The organism is Cognatundibacterium squillarum (assembly GCF_014652435.1).
GTDB lineage: Bacteria > Pseudomonadota > Gammaproteobacteria > Burkholderiales > Burkholderiaceae_D > Undibacterium > Undibacterium squillarum.
In genome coordinates this window covers 859,214-876,923 of record NZ_BMYU01000001.1, presented here as the reverse complement: position 1 = coordinate 876,923, position 17,710 = coordinate 859,214, and the positions used below count along the sequence as shown (strand labels likewise).

The 17,710-nt window shown below is 53.0% G+C and carries 19 protein-coding genes, 3 tRNA genes and 1 riboswitch; of the genes, 9 read left to right on the top strand and 13 right to left on the bottom strand.

What is annotated here, in order from left to right:
- Nucleotides 1-5 precede the first annotated feature (5 nt).
- The 9 genes from tolB to IE092_RS03675 all read left to right on the top strand — a co-directional run bounded on the left by tolB (nucleotide 6) and on the right by IE092_RS03675 (nucleotide 6,660).
- Entirely contained in the window at nucleotides 6-1,292 is a 1,287-nt protein-coding gene (tolB, locus tag IE092_RS03715) for a Tol-Pal system beta propeller repeat protein TolB (protein ID WP_189355631.1), read from the top strand.
- A gap of 23 nt (nucleotides 1,293-1,315) precedes the next feature.
- The gene (gene pal / locus IE092_RS03710; protein WP_189355630.1) at nucleotides 1,316-1,852 is read left to right on the top strand and encodes a peptidoglycan-associated lipoprotein Pal; all 537 of its coding nucleotides are present in this window, start codon (nucleotides 1,316-1,318) and stop codon (nucleotides 1,850-1,852) included.
- A 94-nt stretch (nucleotides 1,853-1,946) separates the two neighbouring features.
- A complete protein-coding gene (gene ybgF, locus IE092_RS03705) occupies nucleotides 1,947-2,705 on the top strand; it encodes a tol-pal system protein YbgF (RefSeq protein ID WP_189355629.1) in 759 nt (252 codons plus the stop codon).
- 62 nt (nucleotides 2,706-2,767) lie between these two features.
- A tRNA-Lys gene (locus IE092_RS03700) sits at nucleotides 2,768-2,843 on the top strand.
- 34 nt (nucleotides 2,844-2,877) lie between these two features.
- Nucleotides 2,878-2,953 (top strand) — tRNA-Lys (locus IE092_RS03695).
- Nucleotides 2,954-2,997: 44 nt separating this feature from the next.
- Nucleotides 2,998-3,073, top strand: a tRNA-Lys gene (locus IE092_RS03690).
- A gap of 156 nt (nucleotides 3,074-3,229) precedes the next feature.
- Nucleotides 3,230-4,132 carry a class I SAM-dependent methyltransferase gene (locus IE092_RS03685; RefSeq protein ID WP_189355628.1) on the top strand — a complete coding sequence of 301 codons (903 nt, stop codon included), beginning with the start codon at nucleotides 3,230-3,232 and terminating at the stop codon, nucleotides 4,130-4,132.
- Nucleotides 4,133-4,229: 97 nt separating this feature from the next.
- Entirely contained in the window at nucleotides 4,230-5,687 is a 1,458-nt protein-coding gene (locus IE092_RS03680) for a Ppx/GppA phosphatase family protein (protein ID WP_189355627.1), read from the top strand.
- 442 nt (nucleotides 5,688-6,129) lie between these two features.
- Entirely contained in the window at nucleotides 6,130-6,660 is a 531-nt protein-coding gene (locus IE092_RS03675; protein WP_189355626.1) for a DUF3455 domain-containing protein, read from the top strand.
- Nucleotides 6,661-6,743: 83 nt separating this feature from the next.
- Here the strand turns inward: IE092_RS03675 and IE092_RS03670 are convergent, their stop codons facing one another.
- From IE092_RS03670 to IE092_RS03610, 13 genes are all read right to left on the bottom strand, one after another.
- On the bottom strand, nucleotides 6,744-7,151 hold the full coding sequence (locus tag IE092_RS03670; protein WP_189355625.1) for a GFA family protein: 408 nt from the start codon (nucleotides 7,149-7,151) through the stop codon (nucleotides 6,744-6,746).
- Nucleotides 7,152-7,581: 430 nt separating this feature from the next.
- Nucleotides 7,582-9,699: a TonB-dependent receptor gene (locus IE092_RS03665; RefSeq protein WP_229793005.1), complete on the bottom strand. Its 2,118-nt coding sequence runs from the start codon at nucleotides 9,697-9,699 to the stop codon at nucleotides 7,582-7,584.
- Nucleotides 9,700-9,756: 57 nt separating this feature from the next.
- Nucleotides 9,757-9,852: riboswitch (TPP riboswitch) on the bottom strand.
- Nucleotides 9,853-9,909: 57 nt separating this feature from the next.
- Nucleotides 9,910-10,800: an EamA family transporter RarD gene (rarD, locus tag IE092_RS03660; RefSeq protein ID WP_189355624.1), complete on the bottom strand. Its 891-nt coding sequence runs from the start codon at nucleotides 10,798-10,800 to the stop codon at nucleotides 9,910-9,912.
- Nucleotides 10,801-11,115: 315 nt separating this feature from the next.
- Nucleotides 11,116-12,006 (bottom strand): cobalamin-binding protein, encoded by an 891-nt coding sequence (locus tag IE092_RS03655; protein ID WP_189355623.1) that lies wholly within the window; start codon nucleotides 12,004-12,006, stop codon nucleotides 11,116-11,118.
- 3 nt (nucleotides 12,007-12,009) lie between these two features.
- A complete protein-coding gene (gene panC, locus IE092_RS03650) occupies nucleotides 12,010-12,849 on the bottom strand; it encodes a pantoate--beta-alanine ligase (RefSeq protein ID WP_189355622.1) in 840 nt (279 codons plus the stop codon).
- Between the two features lie 29 nt (nucleotides 12,850-12,878).
- Nucleotides 12,879-13,724, bottom strand: a complete 846-nt coding sequence (locus tag IE092_RS03645; protein WP_189355621.1) for a segregation and condensation protein A — start codon at nucleotides 13,722-13,724, stop codon at nucleotides 12,879-12,881.
- 34 nt (nucleotides 13,725-13,758) lie between these two features.
- Nucleotides 13,759-13,968, bottom strand: coding sequence for a DUF3460 family protein (locus tag IE092_RS03640; protein ID WP_189355620.1), 210 nt, complete (start codon nucleotides 13,966-13,968; stop codon nucleotides 13,759-13,761).
- A gap of 87 nt (nucleotides 13,969-14,055) precedes the next feature.
- Nucleotides 14,056-14,652 (bottom strand): LOG family protein, encoded by a 597-nt coding sequence (locus IE092_RS03635; protein WP_189355619.1) that lies wholly within the window; start codon nucleotides 14,650-14,652, stop codon nucleotides 14,056-14,058.
- Nucleotides 14,649-15,320 carry a TetR/AcrR family transcriptional regulator gene (locus IE092_RS03630; RefSeq protein ID WP_189355618.1) on the bottom strand — a complete coding sequence of 224 codons (672 nt, stop codon included), beginning with the start codon at nucleotides 15,318-15,320 and terminating at the stop codon, nucleotides 14,649-14,651. The genes IE092_RS03635 and IE092_RS03630 overlap by 4 nt, the downstream gene beginning before the upstream one ends.
- A gap of 63 nt (nucleotides 15,321-15,383) precedes the next feature.
- Nucleotides 15,384-15,902, bottom strand: coding sequence for an RDD family protein (locus tag IE092_RS03625; protein ID WP_189355617.1), 519 nt, complete (start codon nucleotides 15,900-15,902; stop codon nucleotides 15,384-15,386).
- Nucleotides 15,899-16,519, bottom strand: coding sequence for a DUF3106 domain-containing protein (locus IE092_RS03620; RefSeq protein ID WP_189355616.1), 621 nt, complete (start codon nucleotides 16,517-16,519; stop codon nucleotides 15,899-15,901). The genes IE092_RS03625 and IE092_RS03620 overlap by 4 nt, the downstream gene beginning before the upstream one ends.
- 62 nt (nucleotides 16,520-16,581) lie before the next feature.
- Complete coding sequence (locus tag IE092_RS03615; protein WP_189355615.1) at nucleotides 16,582-17,010, bottom strand: DUF3619 family protein; 429 nt, start codon at nucleotides 17,008-17,010, stop codon at nucleotides 16,582-16,584.
- The gene (locus tag IE092_RS03610; RefSeq protein WP_189355614.1) at nucleotides 17,007-17,579 is read right to left on the bottom strand and encodes an RNA polymerase sigma factor; all 573 of its coding nucleotides are present in this window, start codon (nucleotides 17,577-17,579) and stop codon (nucleotides 17,007-17,009) included. Before IE092_RS03610 ends, IE092_RS03615 begins: the two co-directional genes overlap by 4 nt.
- Between the last annotated feature and the right edge of the window lie 131 nt (nucleotides 17,580-17,710).

The window sequence follows — 17,710 nt, the reverse complement described above, 5'->3', positions numbered from 1 at the left end:
ACGATATGAAATCAGGTTTACGTTTGCTGAGTATTCCTGCGCTGGCGCTGGCACTGATGGCGGGTGTGCCGCCTGTACCGGCACAGGCGCAATTGCGGGTGGAAGTTTCCGGTGTCGGTTCTAACCAGATTCCGATTGCGATTGCAGGTTTCAGTAATGAAGATCTCAGTCCGCAGCAAATCTCTCAGATTATTCGTGATGATCTGGCGCGCAGTGGTTATTTCCGTCTGATTGATGCGGGCACTGTGTTGTCGGAAACCGCACCTGTGAACTTTGAAGAGTGGAAACGTAAAGGCGCAGAAGCGCTGGTGGTCGGCAGTGTGCAAAAGCTGGCAGATGGCCGCTTTGATGTGCGCTATAAGCTGTTCGATACCAGCAAAGCGACAATGCTGTCCGGCTTTGCGCTGCCAACGCTGCCAACCAGTACTCGCGTTTCCGCACATAAAATTGCCGATGATGTGTATGAAAAGCTGATCGGTGTGCGCGGTGCATTTGCAACCCGTATCGCTTACGTCACCAAATCCGGTGGCGAATACCGTCTGGTGGTGGCGGACTCTGATGGCTACAACGAAGTAGCTGCCTTACGTTCCCGCGAACCGATTATTTCGCCGGCCTGGACACTGGATGGCAGCAAAGTTGCCTACGTGTCGTTTGAAATGAAAAAACCGGTGGTCTGGGTGCAAAACCTGCTGACCGGCGAACGCCGTGTGGTAGCGAACTTTAAGGGCAGCAACTCTGCGCCTGCATGGTCGCCGGACGGCAGCCGTCTGGCAATTGCCTTGTCGCGCGATGGTCTGACCCAGATTTACCTGATCAATGCCGATGGTTCCGGTCTGCAAAAACTGACCAGCAGTAATGCGATTGATACCGAGCCGCAATTTTCTGCAGATGGCCAGTATGTGTATTTCCTCAGTGACCGCAGCGGCGGTCCGCAAATTTACCGCGTCAGTGTGAATGGTGGTGAAGCAAAGCGCGTAACGTTTAACGGCAGCTATAACATCACACCACGTATTTCGCCGGACGGCAAAACCCTTGCTTACATTTCCCGCCGTGAAGGAAAGTTCCAGCTGTATGCGCTGGATCTTGCGTCCGGTCAGGAAACAAGGCTGTCAGATACGACCAAAGACGAATCGCCTAGCTTTTCGCCGAACGGTCGTTATATCATGTACGCTACCGAAACTGGACGTCAGGCTACACTGGCAGTCGTGTCTGTAGACGGTAAGGTGCGACAAAAATTATCGGTGCAGGCTGCCGATATCCGGGAACCGACCTGGGGCCCGTATCTCAAATAAAACTGTTCAATTCAGGAGAGAAAATGCGTTTCACATCCCAAACTAAAACACTGGCTTTGTTGATTTCCGGCGCAGCATTGCTGTCCGCCTGTGCTTCTAAAGTGCCTCTGGATCCGCCAAAAGTGGAAGAAAAACCAGTAACAACCACACAAACCACACAAGTTGATCCTAATGCGGTTAAACCAGTGAAAGCACCTGAAATGGATCCGCTGAACGATCCTAAAGGTGTACTGGCACTGCGCAGCGTGTACTTCGACTTCGACAGCTATGTTGTTAAAGACGATTCCAAATCTGTGGTTGAAAACCACTCCAAATACCTGGCATCCAAAAAAGATCGCAAGATCCTGATCCAGGGTAACACTGACGAACGCGGCGGCAGCGAATACAATCTGGCACTGGGTCAGAAACGTGCTGAAGCAGTGCGTAAAGCAATGAGCCTGATGGGCGTTGCTGATGGTCAGATGGAAGCAGTTTCTCTGGGTAAAGAGAAGCCAAAAGCAACTGGCCACGATGAAGCATCCTGGGCGGAAAACCGCCGTGCTGATATCGTTTATCAGTAATACCAGCCTGAAAACGGACATGCCTGTCTGTTGAACAGCTAACTGACGCCGCTTATCTGTGATAAGCGGCGTATTTATTTTGACGAGCAATGCGATGAAAAAAAACTCAGTCCACCGTGTATTGCTGACACTGGCATTTGCCGGATGTTTTCCTGCCATGGCTTCTGCAGGTATTTTTGATGATGATGAAGCCCGTAAAGCGATTCTGGACCTGCGCGCCAAGATTGAGGCATTAAATGCCCGTCTGGATTCGCGCATTGAAACCAAGGCCGATAAGTCGACCGCGCTGGATCTGGCCAATGAAAATGAAAAACTGCGCGCTGAATTAGCAAAGCTGCGCGGACAAGTCGAAGTGCTGGCGAATGACATTGCGAATGCGCAGCGCCGTCAGCAGGATTTTTATGTGGATCTGGATAACCGTATCCGCAAACTGGAACCGAAGCGCATGGTGGTGGATGGCCGTGAAGCGGTAATCGAGCCGGGTGAAGAGCGTGCGTTTGAAGGTGCGATGAATGTGTATAAGTCCGGCGACTTTAAAGCGGCGGTGAACGGCTTCAGCGGTTTCCTGAACAGTTATCCGAATTCGGTGTACGCCGGTCAGGCGCAGTACTGGATGGGTAATTCGTATCTGGCGCAGCGTGACTGCAAAGGCATGATTCCTGTCATGCAACAGCTGGTGAAATCGTATCCGGATCATCCGAAAGCACCGGAAGCGTTGCTGAATATTTCCTTGTGTCAGGTCGAGCTGAAAGATAAACCGGCTGCGAAGAAAACGCTGGAAACCATTGTGCGCGATTATCCGAACACAGAAGCAGCGCAAGCGGCAAAAAGCCGTATCGGCGCGCTGAAGTAAGCCGGAGGGCGCGTGTCTATTGACAGCTATGGTTTAGGCTCCTATAATAGCTGTCTTTCTCGGGGTTGTTAGCTCAGTCGGTAGAGCAGCGGACTTTTAATCCGTTGGTCGCAGGTTCGAATCCCGCACAACCCACCAGAGTCCTTTTGGTGATGGTGTCGAGAAATAAGTTGGGTTGTTAGCTCAGTCGGTAGAGCAGCGGACTTTTAATCCGTTGGTCGCAGGTTCGAATCCCGCACAACCCACCAGAAATTCCGCAGGTTCCTGTGAAGGAGTTTGCAAGCAGGCTAACGGGTTGTTAGCTCAGTCGGTAGAGCAGCGGACTTTTAATCCGTTGGTCGCAGGTTCGAATCCCGCACAACCCACCAGACAAAGGATCCAGATGAAAATCTGGGTCCTTTTTGTTTTATATTCGCCGTTATCGTCACGAATCGCCGCTATCATCTGCTGTGCTCTGCATGGCGCGCATGTTGCGCATGTTGCGAGCGGCCGTGCAGGATACGACTCTTCCGGAATCAGACATCATGAGCAAAAAAAACAAAGCCAGTGCAGTGAAAGCGGACACCAGTCCGGCAGCACAAAAACATGAAATCCGTGAAGGGCAGTCAGAAGAATTGCTGAAAGAACTGCATATTCTGACCCGTGACGGCAAACTGAATCAGGACAGCCGTCGCAAACTGAAGCAGGTTTATCACCTGTATCAGTTCATTGAACCGCTGCTGAAAAATCTGAGTGAAGGCGACCGCGCTGTATCGCTGGTGGATCACGGTGCCGGTAAATCCTATCTGGGTTTCATTCTGTATGACCTGTTCTTCAAGAATCAGCCAGCGCTGAAAGATTCGCGTATCTACGGCATCGAAACCCGTGCCGAGCTGGTGCAAAAATCCACTGAACTGGCACAGCGCCTTGGCTTTCCCGGCATGGAATTTCTGCATTTATCGGTTGCAGATTCGGTAACCTCCGACAAATTGCCGGAAACCGTGGATATCGTCACTGCGCTGCATGCCTGTGATACCGCAACCGATGATGCAATTGAGTTTGCGCTGCGTAAAAAAGCCCGCTACATGGTGCTGGTACCTTGCTGTCAGGCGGAAGTGGCTGCAGAACTGCGCCGCACAAAATCGCAGGCGGTGAAATCGAATCCTTTGTCGGAACTGTGGCGTCATCCGATTCATACCCGTGAATTCGGCAGCCAGATCACCAATGTTCTGCGTTGTCTGCAACTGGAGTCGCACGGTTATCAGGTCACGGTCACGGAACTTGTGGGCTGGGAGCATTCAATGAAGAATGAACTGATCATTGCTGAATACAAAGGCCAGCCGCAAAAACGCGCTGCTGCCAGACTGCATGAGATTCTGGAAAACACCGGCTTACAAGCCCTGCAGCCACGCTTTTTTGTGGCGCAGAACGCAGAAGCGGCAAGCTGAATCAGCAGGTCACGCTTGAGTCACAAAAAATGATTAGTATCATTTCCGCCCTTTGTGATTGAATAAAGTATCGCACCACAGACGAGAAGGAAAAATTATGTTTGCTGCTGTCGACCTTGGTTCGAACAGTTTTCGTATGCATATTGCCCGGCATGAAGGCAGTGCGATCCGTATCCTGAAAACCGCGCGTGAGCCGATCCGGCTGGCGGCGGGTCTGGACAAAGACGGCAATCTGACCGAAGAAGCAATGCAGCGGGCTACTGCCTGTCTGGCGCGCTTTGCCGAGGTGCTGGCAGCGTATCCGGTGGAAGCTGTGCGTGTGGTGGCCACGAATACCGTGCGTATCGCAAAAAATGCAGCAGACTGGCTGCCCGGTGCGGAAGCGGCAATCGGTCATCCGATTGAAGTGATTTCCGGTGAAGAAGAGGGCCGTCTGATTTATCTGGGTGTTTGCAATACTGTCCCTGTGCCGGGTGAACGTCGTCTGGTGATGGATATCGGCGGCGGTTCTACCGAAGTCATCCTTGGCCGCGGTCATGAAATTCTGAATGTGGAATCGTTCAGCATTGGCACGGTTCCGCACGCAATCAATTTTTTCCCTGAGGGTCGGATTACGGCAGAAGCCTTTGATGCCGCGATTCTGACCGCGCGTTCTGTGTTTGAAGACATGTCCTCGGTCTACGCGCCGCAGCACTGGCGCAAGGCTTACGGCTCGTCCGGCACCATGCGTGCGATTGCAGAAGCGATAGAAAAGAATGGCATCGGCGATGGCCGTGTGACGCTGCCGAATCTGTATGCGCTGATTGATCGCTGTGTGGCAGCGGGTTCGATGCAGCAACTGGCGCTGAACGGTGTGAAGCCGGAGCGCGTGCCGATGGTCGTCGGCGGGCTGGCGATTCTGATCGGTCTGATGACCGAGTTCAAAATCGAGGTGCTGCATCCGATTGAAGCCGGTCTGCGTATCGGTGTGATGTGGGATTTGTATCTGCGCGCTACCAAGCGTGACCGTCGTGAAGTCTCGGTGCAGAAATTTGCGCAACAGTTTCATTCAGATATGAGTCGTGCCAACCGCGTGGCAGATCTGGTGAAACTGCTGTATCAGCAATTGCGTCCGGCTTCCGAGCAATACAATCGTTTGCTGTACTGGAGTGCCTTGCTGCATGAATCCGGCATGCTGATTTCACATACCGGGTATCACAAACACGGTGCTTACATGGTGGAGAATGCGGATCTGGCCGGCTTCACCACGCGCGAGCAGCGCATCATGAGCAAACTGATCCTGAGCCAGAAAGGCAATCTGCGTAAAATCGCTGAAGGTCTGAATGATCCGGATTTTGCCAAAGCGGTGCTGGCATTGCGTTTATCCGTGATGCTGATGCATTCCCGCGCTGATATCGAATACGAAGATCTGCGTGTGCGTATGAAGAAAAATATTGAGCTGGAATTGCAGCGCAAATGGATGACCGAACACCCGACCATGTCTTACTGGCTGCAAAAAGAAACCGAGTTCTGGCGCGAAGTCGGCACCGAAGTGCTGGTACGTACCGACGTCTGACGATGTTAACCCGCTGACTGGATTGCGTAAATCGAATCAGCAAGCTGAAAAAGAATGGCAGCCTGCGGGCTGCCTTTTTTATTTGTGCTACACCCCGCCTGAGGCAGCGCCGGAAAAGCGCTGAAACTGCCTGAAAACACCCCCAAATGCGGATTTCTGCATGGCGATCCGGCGGTCGTCGGCAGAAAGTCTGGCTGTCCGGAAAATGCAGATGCCGAATTTTGCACAAGGATGCGCTTCTGACGGACCTTGCCGGTGGCTGTTGTAAGCTTGTTCTTCCTGATTTGCTGCAGATTACCCGCAGGAGAGTATCAAAATCAGCCATGAAAAAATGGTATGCATACGCCATAATTTTGTTTTTTTTATCACTCCGCGCGGACTTTTCACCAGCATGCTGGCGGTGCTGAGAAATTTTCCCTGGATAACACGAAGGAAATTCTGGATGAACATTATGCATGTCAGTGTGATTGCTGCGACTCTGTCACTGGGACTGAGCGCCTGCCAGGTCTTGCCGCAACGTGCAACAACTGAAGCGCCTGCGAGTTTGCAAGCACCGGAAGGTCAGAAATTCATGTTTGAACTGGCTGCAAAAGGGGTGCAAAGATATACCTGCAAAGGTCTGGCGAATAATGGCGGCTTCGCATGGACGTTTGTTGCACCACAGGCAGATTTGTATCAGGTCAGCGGTGCCAAAACCGGCGATCACGGAGCGGGACCTTACTGGGCGATGGCCGACGGTGGTCGCATTGTCGGGGAGGTGGTTGCGAAAGCGGATGCGCCGGATGCGAATGCAATTCCCTGGTTACTGCTGAAAGTAAAAAGTAATGCGGGCAGCGGAGCATTCGCAAATGTTAAGAGCGTACAGCGCGTTGCCACCACGCTGGGTAAAGCACCGGCTACCGGATGCGATGCCACAACAGAAGGCAGTGAAATTCAGGTTCCTTATACGGCTAGCTACAACTTTCTGGGCTGAATAATTCTGCCTGCTGCGTCGCCTGTCCCGACAGCGACGCAGAACAGCAGCCGGTGCGGTATCGCGGATACCACCCGGCTTTTTTATTTGCGCGGGTTTTCCGCAAGTAATTCCCGGTGCCATGCTGGCTGTTGTTCGGCATACAGATGGCGCGACGTGAGCAAGGTAAGCGGCGGGAGCGGTGTGTCCAGTGTGCCAAGGCTGCAGGACACCATGCCGGGAAAGTGTTGTCCGGATTGCCAGATCAGCGGAGATGCGCACTCCTGACAGGAAAGGCGTTGTACGCCGGGACTGGAATGGTAAGTTTTCAGATATTCCTGTCCCTGTATCCAGCGGAACTGATGGGTCGGGACATTGGCGTAGCTGCCGCAGGCTGCACCATGTGCTTTTTGGCACATGCGGCAGTAGCAGTGTGAAACATCGTTGATCATCCCTTGAATTTCATAACGGATCAGGCCGCACAGGCAGCTTCCGGTAGACAGTTGTTGCATTCCGTATCCCAGCACGAATGAATCGGACGCGTATTAAAACACACATCGCCGTTCACCATACTTCATGTGTGAACTGCCGGAAGGACAGCTTTTTTGCCGGCGCTTTACCGTGCCTGAGGCAGCGCCGGAAAAGCGCTGAAACAGCCTGAAATCACCCTGAAAACACCTCAAATGCCGATTTCTGCATAGCGATCCGGCGGTCGTCGGCAGAAAGTCTGGCTGTCCGGAAAATGCAGATGCGGAGTTATGCACAGTGGCAGTAGTCAGGCACGGTTTGACTGCAGGTGCTTGAGGTCATCTGAAGGTGTCAGCCCGCGTTGTTGGTGCCTGCTAAAGCCAGAAATAAAACAGCCTGCCGCGCTGCCTGTACTGAACGGTCGTCAGTGCGGAGCGGGGCAGGCTGTACGCTGTTGCGTCAGCGTGCGGACGATCAGAATGCCAGCTGAGCGGACAAACGAACCGTGCGCGGTGCGCCCGGGAACAGGTAGCCGCCGAGCGACTGGGTCACGTCGCGCCAGTAGAAGCGGTCAGTCAGGTTGTCGATCTGGGCACGGAAGGTGGTCGGTACGCCGCTGATGCGGGTCTGGTAACGCGCACCGGCATTCAGCACGTAATAGCCAGGTACCATGATGCGGTTATCCGGCGAGAAGGCTTTCTCGCTCGCATACTGCCAGCCGCCCTGTACGCTGAGGCCAGCCACCGGCAGGCTGTAATCCAGTGTGATGCTGGCTTTGCGGCCCGGTACGTTCAGCACTTGCTTACCATCGTAAGCCGCGCTGCCGGTATCCTGCTGAACAGTGTCAATGGCGGTGAAGCTGGCCAGCACTTTCAGATCTTTCAGCAGGTTACCCTGTGCGTTCAGTTCGATGCCGCGGTGGCGGGCTTCGCCGGTTTGTACATAGTAATTGGCGGCGTTAATCAGTTCCAGTGGCTTGGTGATCTGGAAAATGGCAGCGCTCAGTTGCAGCTGGTTGTCGCCACTGTATTTGATACCGGCTTCGGTCTGACGGGAGCGGACCGGATTCAGCATCTGATTCGGATTATTGGTGCCGACCGGTGCGATGCCGCCGTATTCCAGACCCTGAGACTGGCTCAGATAGGTTGTCAGGCTGGCGACCGGTTTGTACACCAAGGCCGCGCCGGAAACCCAGTGTTGCTGGTTGTAGCCGGGATTGTCGAACTGAACGCGGTCCAGCTGCACACGGCGGGTATTCAGGTGCAGTTTCCATTCGGTGTTCAGGCTGATGATGTCTTGCAGATACAGCGCGGTTTCTTTATCCATGCGGCGCAGGGAAGCAGGGCCGGGCTGTTTGCTGCTTGGCGGTACGGCAACCGGGTTAAACACATTGCTGACGCCGGCGAAGTCATATACATAGTCACCGGCATAGTCACGGCGGCGGCTGGTTTCAAATCCGAACGCAGTTTCATGCTGCATACCTGCCGCGCTCCATTTGCCTTGCAAGCCGGTATCGGTGGCCACCAGATATTTCGCTTCGTTCAGGCTGCGGTAATCATACATATCGAAGTCACCGTTAGCGCAATAACCGGGGAACAGATTGCCGCTGGTGCAGCCCCACGGGAATGCGGTGTAATCGTCGCGCTGGAAGCGGTGCAGATTCGCGCCGGTACGGAATTGCCAGTCGCTGTTCAGACTGTACTGGTACTGCAGCCCCAGATTCAGGGATTTGGTATCGACCGGTTTAGCCCACGGCTGCACATTCAGCATCATATCGGCGCTGATACCGCGTGGCAGATCCGTGCCATTCCACAACTGGAAGCCCGGTGCGCTGAGCTGGGATTTGTGCTGGTAATCGATATCAGCGCGCAAAAGGCCATTGCTGCCGGTTTTCAGATCCACCGCAGCCGAGAAAAATTCACGATTGCCGTTGGCGCCGCGAATCACCGAGCGCATTTGTTCGGCCGCTGCATTCAGACGAATGCTGACCGGTGTTCCGGCTAACTGTTCAGACACATCCACTGCAGCATAGCGTGTACCGCGCTCAGACAATTCCAGATTCAGGGTGCGCAGCGGGCTGGTCAGCGGACGTTTAACAACGTAGTTGATATAGCCGCCCGGTGTGGTCATGCCGGACTGAAAGCCAGCTACGCCTTTTAGTACTTCCACGGCTTCTTTGTTTTCCAGCGGAATGGATGCATCGGCCGGAATAATGAAACCGTCCTTACGGTAGCTGCTGTTATTGTCCAGCGCGAAACCGCGAATCGAGAATTGTTCTGCATATCCGACGGCGTTGTAGGCATCGTTGATGCTGGCATCAAAGCGGCTGACATCGGTGGTCATGCGGGCTCCGAGGTCCTGCAGCTGGCGCGCATCAAAGCGGTTCACGGAAAACGGTGTGTCCTGCAGGGGTGTATCGATTTTGCCGGCGCTACGTGTCAGTTCAGCGCTGTTATCTGCCTTACGGCTTTTGATGACAACAGACTGGGGTGCTTCAGTTTTTTCTTCCGCCATCGCTACCGGCATCACAAATGCCAGAGACAGGGCAAGAACAACAGGGCGTTTAGAACAAGGAAAAGTATTGGCAGACATTCGGTACTCTCGTTAAACAGATATGCCAGAGAGCGCCGGAAGCAAGAAAGAAGGAACTTTGTTCGCTGTGCGCTTTCCTACGCTGGCATGATCCAGATCAGGTATAAGGGACTCTCTCACCCGGCATAACAGCCGGGACCCCTAGCGTGCAGCGGATTTTACACGGATTTCAGCGGTATTGCGTTGACAGCCGCATAACGCCCGGCGTTCTCAGGCAGGTTTAGCCTCGGATTTGCGTAAATTCATCCAGATGCCTTCGGCTGAATACAGTATCAGGGCCAGCCAGATCAGCGCGAAACCGGCGAGTTTCTGTGCATTAAACGGTTCATGAAACAGCCAGATACCCATCAGAAATTGCACCATCGGCGAAATGTATTGCAGGATGCCGAGTGTGGTCAACGGAATTTTGCGCGCGCCGGCGGCAAACAGCAGCAGCGGTATCGCGGTGACCGGTCCGGTCAGTAACAGCATGGTCACCACATGGCTGTCCTGCGTGAACCACGCATTCTGTCCCTGCAGTGCCAGCCAGCACAGATAGCCACCGGCAAACGGGAACAGCAGCGCAGTCTCCAGCGACAAACCTTCCAGCGCACCCAGCGATGAGGTTTTACGCAGTAAGCCGTAAGTGCCGAAAGTCAGCGCCAGTGTCAGGCCAATCCACGGCAAGTTACCGGTCAGCCAGGTCAGCCACAGCACACCAGCCGCCGCAAAGCTGACGGCGACCCACTGCATTGTGCGCATACGTTCGCGCAGGGCGACAGCACCGAGCAGAATATTCACCAGCGGCGTGATGAAATAACCGAGGCTGGCATCAATCACACGCCCCTCATTTACCGCCCAGATATATACCAGCCAGTTAGCCGACAGCAGCGTTGCACTGAGTGCGAAACTCATCACCAGCTTCGGGTTCCGTATGGCTTGTGAAATCCAGCCCCAGTGCTTTTTCCAGGTCAGAATGCCGATCAGAAACAGCAGCGACCAGACCATGCGGTTCAGCAGAATTTCCAGCGAAGGCACACTGTGCAGTGCTTTGAAATACAGCGGGAATAATCCCCAGATAGTGTAAGCAGAGCCTGCCAGTAAAGTACCGTTACGACGCATGGAAAATCCGATCAGAAAAAGACTGCAGGTTCACGGGAATGGTCAGAAAGACATTGTCAACGGCGATTGTTACCTTGTCTTCCTGATAAAGTTATCAGGTAGATGAAACTTCACGCAGTGGATGCAGGGTCTTGCCGGAGGTGATTGCCGTGTTGGTGGTTTTACTGCAGAAAATGCATAGATACTGCACAGTGTAACAAGTTCCTGCGATTCGCGTTGGCGACGGCGAATGCCGGCTGTGTGCGCTAAGTATTACAAAATGGGGGCGAGTGGATGTGGTCGGCGGGAAGGGCGGGATTTCGGGTCTGTGGAATTTCAGGGACGGTTTTTTTGCACACGGACTTTTTGCAAAGCCTGACACAGTGCTTCGGTGCCATCCAGTACGCGCGGGCCGTTGCGGTTCAGCCAGTCACCTTTGATCGCATAAAACTGCCGGTTTTTTACAGCAGACATAGTTTGGTAATGCTGCCAGAATTGCTCCAGCTGAGTCGTGGAGTCGCCACCGGTCAGAATCGCATCCGGATTGGCGGCAATCACCGCTTCGGTTCCGACTTTCGGACTGATATCCTGCTGCGCGCCAAGCAGATTTTTACCGCCGCATAAACGAATTGCCGATGACACCAGATGCTGATCGCTCAGCGTCATCAGCGGCTGATGCGAAACCTGATAAAACACGGTGACCACGGGTTCGCCGGCTTTCAGTTTGTAGCGGTTTTGCAGATTTTGCAGGCGTTCGCGAAAACGCTTTGCTGCCTGTTGACCGGTGGCGGCATTACCTGTCAGTTCGCCGAGCCGTTCCAGACTGCTGGCAACCTGCTCATAATTTTTCGGATCGCTTTCAAAGATGCGAATATTGTTGGCACGCAGCTGATCGGCGAGTGCATGACCTTTGCCGGTTCCCCAGATAACGACCAGATCCGGTCGCATTGCGAGCAAACGTTCTGTGTCGAGTGCAAACACATTACCCACCGAGGGGAGTTGCTTCGCGGCGGCAGGATAGTCACTGTAATCACTGACCGCGATCAGTTGCTTTCCTGCGCCGGCTTCAAACATCAGTTCCGTGATATGTGGCGCCAGGCTGATCACCCTTTGCGCCGGTTTTTCCATGGAGACCGTCTGACCCGCATCATCCGTGACACGGATAGCGGCTGCGGCGCTGCCAGCCAGCAGCAAGGGAATCAGCGAAGCAGTCAGACGGCGTAGCATGGATCAGATCTCGAGGTTGTCGATCAGGCGGGTTTTGCCCAGCTTCGCTGCCGCCAGTACAACCAGTGGTTCACCGGCCAGCAGCTCTTCCTGTGTCGGTGCCTGCAGGTTAGCGCGTTTGCGGATGGAAATATAATCCGGCGCCCACTGACGGGTCGCCAGTTTTTCCATTGCCAGCTGTTCGAGGCGCAGCAGGTCCGACTGGCCAGAGCGAACCTCATCCGCCACTTCATTCAGCGTGCGGTACAGCACCGGTGCTTCAGCACGTTCTTCCGCAGACAGATAACCGTTACGGGAAGACAAAGCCAGACCATCATCGGCGCGATAGGTTTCCGCTGCGATGATTTCTGTCGGCAGTGCAAACTGTTTGCTCATGTTACGGATGATCATCAATTGCTGATAATCTTTTTTGCCGAACACGGCAACGCGCGGTTGCACACAGGAAAACAGCTTCATAACGACCGTGGTCACACCGCCGAAAAAGCCCGGACGGAATTCACCCTCCAGAATGTCGCCCAGATTATTCGGTGGCTGGACACGGTATTCCTGTGGTTCCGGATAAAGATCTTTTTCGCTCGGGGCGAACAGGATATACACGCCTTCCTTTTCCAGCTTATCAATATCCGCTTGCAGTGTGCGCGGATATTTGTCGAAATCTTCATTAGGACCGAATTGCAGACGGTTAACAAAAATCGAGGCGATCACCGGATCGCCATGACGTTTCGCCAGTCGCATTAAGGATAAATGACCCTCGTGCAGATTGCCCATCGTCGGGACAAATGCGGTTCGCAGCTGACCAGTCAGGTGAGCACGCAACTCTTCAATCGAGGTGATAACTTTCATGATGGGATTTTTCCGGTAAACAATCGGTGTCAGGCGGGCGAGTACGCTAGTCTGACATAAATAGGCGCAAATGCTTCCGCCTGGGTGATTTCGATCAGGGTTTCTTTTGCGAGTTCCAGCAGGGCAATAAAATTGACCACCAGTACCGGAACACCGCGGGAAGGATCAAACAAGTCTGCGAATTCCACAAAGCGGGTCGATTGCAGTTTGCGCAGAATGGCAGTCATGTGCTCGCGCACAGACAATTCTTCACGGCTGATTTTGTGATGCTGTACCAGTGTCGCCCGTTTCAGTACATCAGCCCAGGCAGACTGCAGATCGACCAGTTCCACCTGTGGCCAGTGCAGCACGGTGTTTTGTTCAATGTAGACCTGAGCGTGCAGGAAATCGCGACCCAGTTGTGGCACGTTATTCAGATCAAACGCAGCCAGCTTGATTTGCTCGTATTCGAGTAAGCGCCTGACCAGCTCGGCGCGCGGATCTTCCGCTTCTTCGCCTTCCTGTGTTTTGTTGGATGGCAGCAACATGCGTGACTTAATTTCAATCAGCATCGCCGCCATCAGCAGATATTCCGCCGCAAGTTCGAGATTGCGGCTGCGGATCTGCTCAACATAGGTCAGGTACTGGCGGGTAACATCCGCCATAGGAATATCCAGAATATTAAAATTCTGTTTGCGAATCAGATACAGCAGCAAATCCAGCGGCCCCTGAAACGCTTCCAGAAACACTTCCAGCGCATCCGGCGGAATATATAAGTCTGTAGGCACCTTGAATAAAGGCTCGCCATACAGTCGCGCCAGCGCGAGACCGTCTACGACATCCGGTGTCGTGTCCTGCGCTCCCACTACCGGGAGGTCAGTCGTTTCAGTTGTCACTGGTTGCGATCAGCTGTGCGCCAAATGGTGGCAATCAGCCTTTGTTCTGATAAACGTAAGCCTGTTGCGCGATGCGTGCTTCGGCAAAACGCTCTTGCTGATCCAGATCCAGCGGTGCTTTGTCCCACAGCAGCGAACGGCCTGCAACTTGCTCCTGATCCAGATGTGGCTTGGCTTTTTTCAGGTCTTTCAGAAATGCAGTGGCTTCAGATTCGTACATGGAAACTTGGTTTAAGAATTTCATGTTAGGACTAGGTCAGATTGAAAACTGCGGCATTTTACTCCGCTTTTGCTGCGTTGCAGAGAAAAAAGCCGATCGATTAGTAGAACTTCAACGAAGATCGTTGGCGTTTGCGTAATCCGGCAAATCTTCTGTGTTGGTCAGGGATTGCAAGGCCTGCATTTGTTGCAGTAACTGTGCCGGATCGCTGGCAACGCAAAACATGCGCCGGTTTTCTTCGCCGATGAAACCTTCGTTTGCGGCATGGTCGATAAATTGCAGCAAATGATCGAAGTAACCGGCGGTATTCAGTAAACCAACAGGTTTGTTGTGAAAGCCGAGTTGCGCCCAGGTCAGAATTTCAAATAACTCATCGAGTGTGCCGAACCCACCCGGCATCGCGATAAAGCCATCGGATAAATCGGCCATCAGCGCTTTACGCTCGTGCATAGACTTAACGACATGCAGTTTGGTCAGGCCGTCATGACCGACTTCACGCGCCAGCAGCGGGTCAGGAATCACGCCGGTAACCATGCCGCCGCGCTGCATTACTTCATCGGCAACGATACCCATCAGGCCAACATTGCCACCGCCATACACGAGTGCGGTGTTGTTATTCACCAGCGCCGCGCCAAGCGCTGCAGCCTGTGCACGATAAATGTCTGCATTGCCAGTGCGTGCACCGCAATAAACACAAACCGATTTCATTCCGGCTTCATCTTACGCAGATATTCAGCGGAGAGGCGCTCAAACACTTCTTTCGCTTGTCCGCGCAGATAAGGGCTGATCAGCACAATGACCTGATAGCAACCACGCGCCAGTGATTCCGACATGATCTGCGCTTCTGTATATTTACGCGGATTGCGTACATATTCGTACGACAGCCAGTAAGTTGCGACCACCACCATATTGGTAGCGAGCGCATCAATGTCCATATCAGTTGCTTCAAATTCGCCGTCAGCACGCAAGCCAGTGCAAAGTTCTGTCGCGACACGGATTTTATGTGTCAGGATTTCTTTGAAATTCAGTTCCAGCTTACGGTTGCGCGAAAGCAGATCGTTCAGGTCACGATAGAAAAAGCGATAACGCCAGACCAGTTCAAAGGTCAGGTGCAGATAAGTCCAGACATCCTGAATATTCGCTTTGCGTCCGCTAGGGAATGCAAGTTTCTTATTGATCTCAGTTTCAAACTGAGAAAACAGGGAATTGACGATATCGTCTTTATTGCGAAAATGATAATAAAGATTGCCCGGAGAGATGTTCATCTCTTCCGCGATCACGGTAGTTGTGATGTTAGGCTCACCAAATTCATTAAATAAACGCAGGGAAAGCTCTAGGATTCGTTCCCTGGTACGACGCGGAGCTTTGTGTTGCATGCTGTTTTTTCGAGATAATATTTCGTAAGAATAGCATTCTTCCGCATATCCACAAAACCCGCGTTATTCTGCGTGATCGCTTTTTGCCGCTGCGGGCAATTCCGTTAAGCGGGTTTTTGCCAGTTTGTCATGCATGAATTGCCGCTCAGGATCGAGCAGCGCTGTCATCGCCCAGCCAGCAACACCGGCGAATAAAGCGATCACCGTTTCAGTTTTTTGCAGACTGAACTGAAAAGCTAATGCCATTGCAGGTAAAAACCACATCCAGCACAGAACATAGCGAACCACGGCTTTAATGCGTGGCAACGGTTTTCCGTCAAGATCTGTGACGCGAATGCGCCAGGTTTGCATAGCCAGCGTCTGGCCGGAACGTGTCCAGCAATAAACGAAATAAATACCGATGACCAGAAACAGAAATCCCTGACGCGTATGGCGATGCAGTAAGGCGTGTCGGCTCTGGGTCAGTACATCAAACAAAAAGCCGGTAATAAATACCAGCCCGAATAAAAGCATGCCTTCATACAACATGCAGGTCAGACGCCTTCGAATGGAAGGCGTTGTGAATGTTACCGGTTCAGTCATTTTATTGCGGTAGCTGTGGAGGCCGGGGTCGCAGCCGGTACTTCTGCCGGTGCTGAGGCGGGTACGGGTGCAGCAGCTGGCGCGGGCGCCTGCACCGGAGTGCTGACAGCGGGCGTACTTGCCGGTACTGCTTTGACGCTAGCGGCAGGCGCTGCCGGTTTTGGCAGATTTCCTTTAATTGGCTGCAACGTATTCGGATTGCGCAAAGCCTCAGGACTCAGATTGGTCAGTGACTTTTTTGCAGGTTGATCCGACGCCAGCTTCTTTTTCTCTTCTTCGGTGAGCTGCTGATACTTTTGCCATTGCTCGTTTTTCTTTTCCGGCGAGATTTGTTTTGTTTTGGCAAAATTTTCACGTGCCGCCATACGCTGTTCCGGAGTCAGCTTCAGCCAGTCACGCATACGCTCTTGTAAGCGGGCCTGTTCTTCCGGCTTTAGTGTGGCGTAACGGCCGGCGATTTCCAGCCATTTCTTTTTGCGTACTTCCGGCAAGGCATCCCATTCTGACTGTAATGGTGCCAGCGCCACTTTCTGCGCCGGAGTCAGTTCAGACCACAGTGGTTTTGCAGGAGCAGGCTTCAGCCCGAAAATGGCAGAGGCATCGCTTCCGGCTGCCATGACTGGCTGCGCCGGAAGTGTGGTGCAAATGACGGCAAGTGTGCTCAGAAAAACGGCAAGCCTCACTGAGATTCCTCGTTTTGTTTATTGTTGACGTAAGTCGTGAAGCCGGTATCCACATACGCTGCCGGTGGTAATTCATCCACCAGCATAGATGTATCGATGTCGGCCAGTTCGTTAATATTCTGTTGTTGTTCGTATTCGTAAATACCTGCCAGACCGGCGATCAGTACGATAGCTGGTAACGCCAGTCCTGCACGTCCCAGCCATGAAGACGGACCACTGAACTGGAAACCGTTTGCGGTGGCCAGTACATTCCGGAAGACACGTACAACTGCCGGACTTTCTTTTTTCTTACGCGACAACGCTAATTTACGTGCCTGTGCCAGACGATCCAGCGTCGGTGCGGGCAGATTTTCGGACGATTCATTCAGCGCCCGCCGGACTTTGTAGGCGAAGTCCAGATCCTGAGATTCTTTTGAGTAATTCATAGCTGTATTCCTTTTGCTTTCAGTGTCGCAGCAAGTGCGTGCGTTGCCCTTGAGCAATGCGTTTTCACGCTGCCTTCCGAGCAGCCCATTGCGGCGGCAGTTTCTGCTACATCCATGTCTTCCCAGTAACGCATGAGGAATGCTTCCCGTTGACGTGCGGGCAGTTTTTTTATTTCTTCGTCAATAATGCCCAAAACCTGCTCACGTTCCATTTTATCAGCAGTGGACTCTGTGGTCTCACTGCCTTCTTCTCCTGCATACGATTCGAGCAGGTCAAACTGGTCTTCTTCGGTCTGTCCAGCTGGGATCATGTTCGAAAACAGGCTGACCCAGGTGTTGCGGACTTTTTCACGACGGAAGAAATCCAGTATGGTCGTTTGTAAAATGCGCTGAAACAGCATAGGCAGCTCTGCTGCCGGCTTATCGCCATACTTTTCAGCAAGTTTAATCATGGCTTCCTGAACGATGTCGAGCGCGGACTCGTCATTTCTGACGGCATAAACGGCATGTTTAAATGCTCTTCGCTCGACACTTTCCAGAAAATCGGAGAGTTCTTTGTCTGTAGCCATCGTTGGCAATCATTCGGTTCAGTAACAGCGGACCGGCTCAGTCAGACGACTGCCCGGAAAAAGAGGGCACATCCTAGCAAAAAATGCGTAAACGGGGATGATTTTTATTAACGTACGGCGCAGCAAACCGG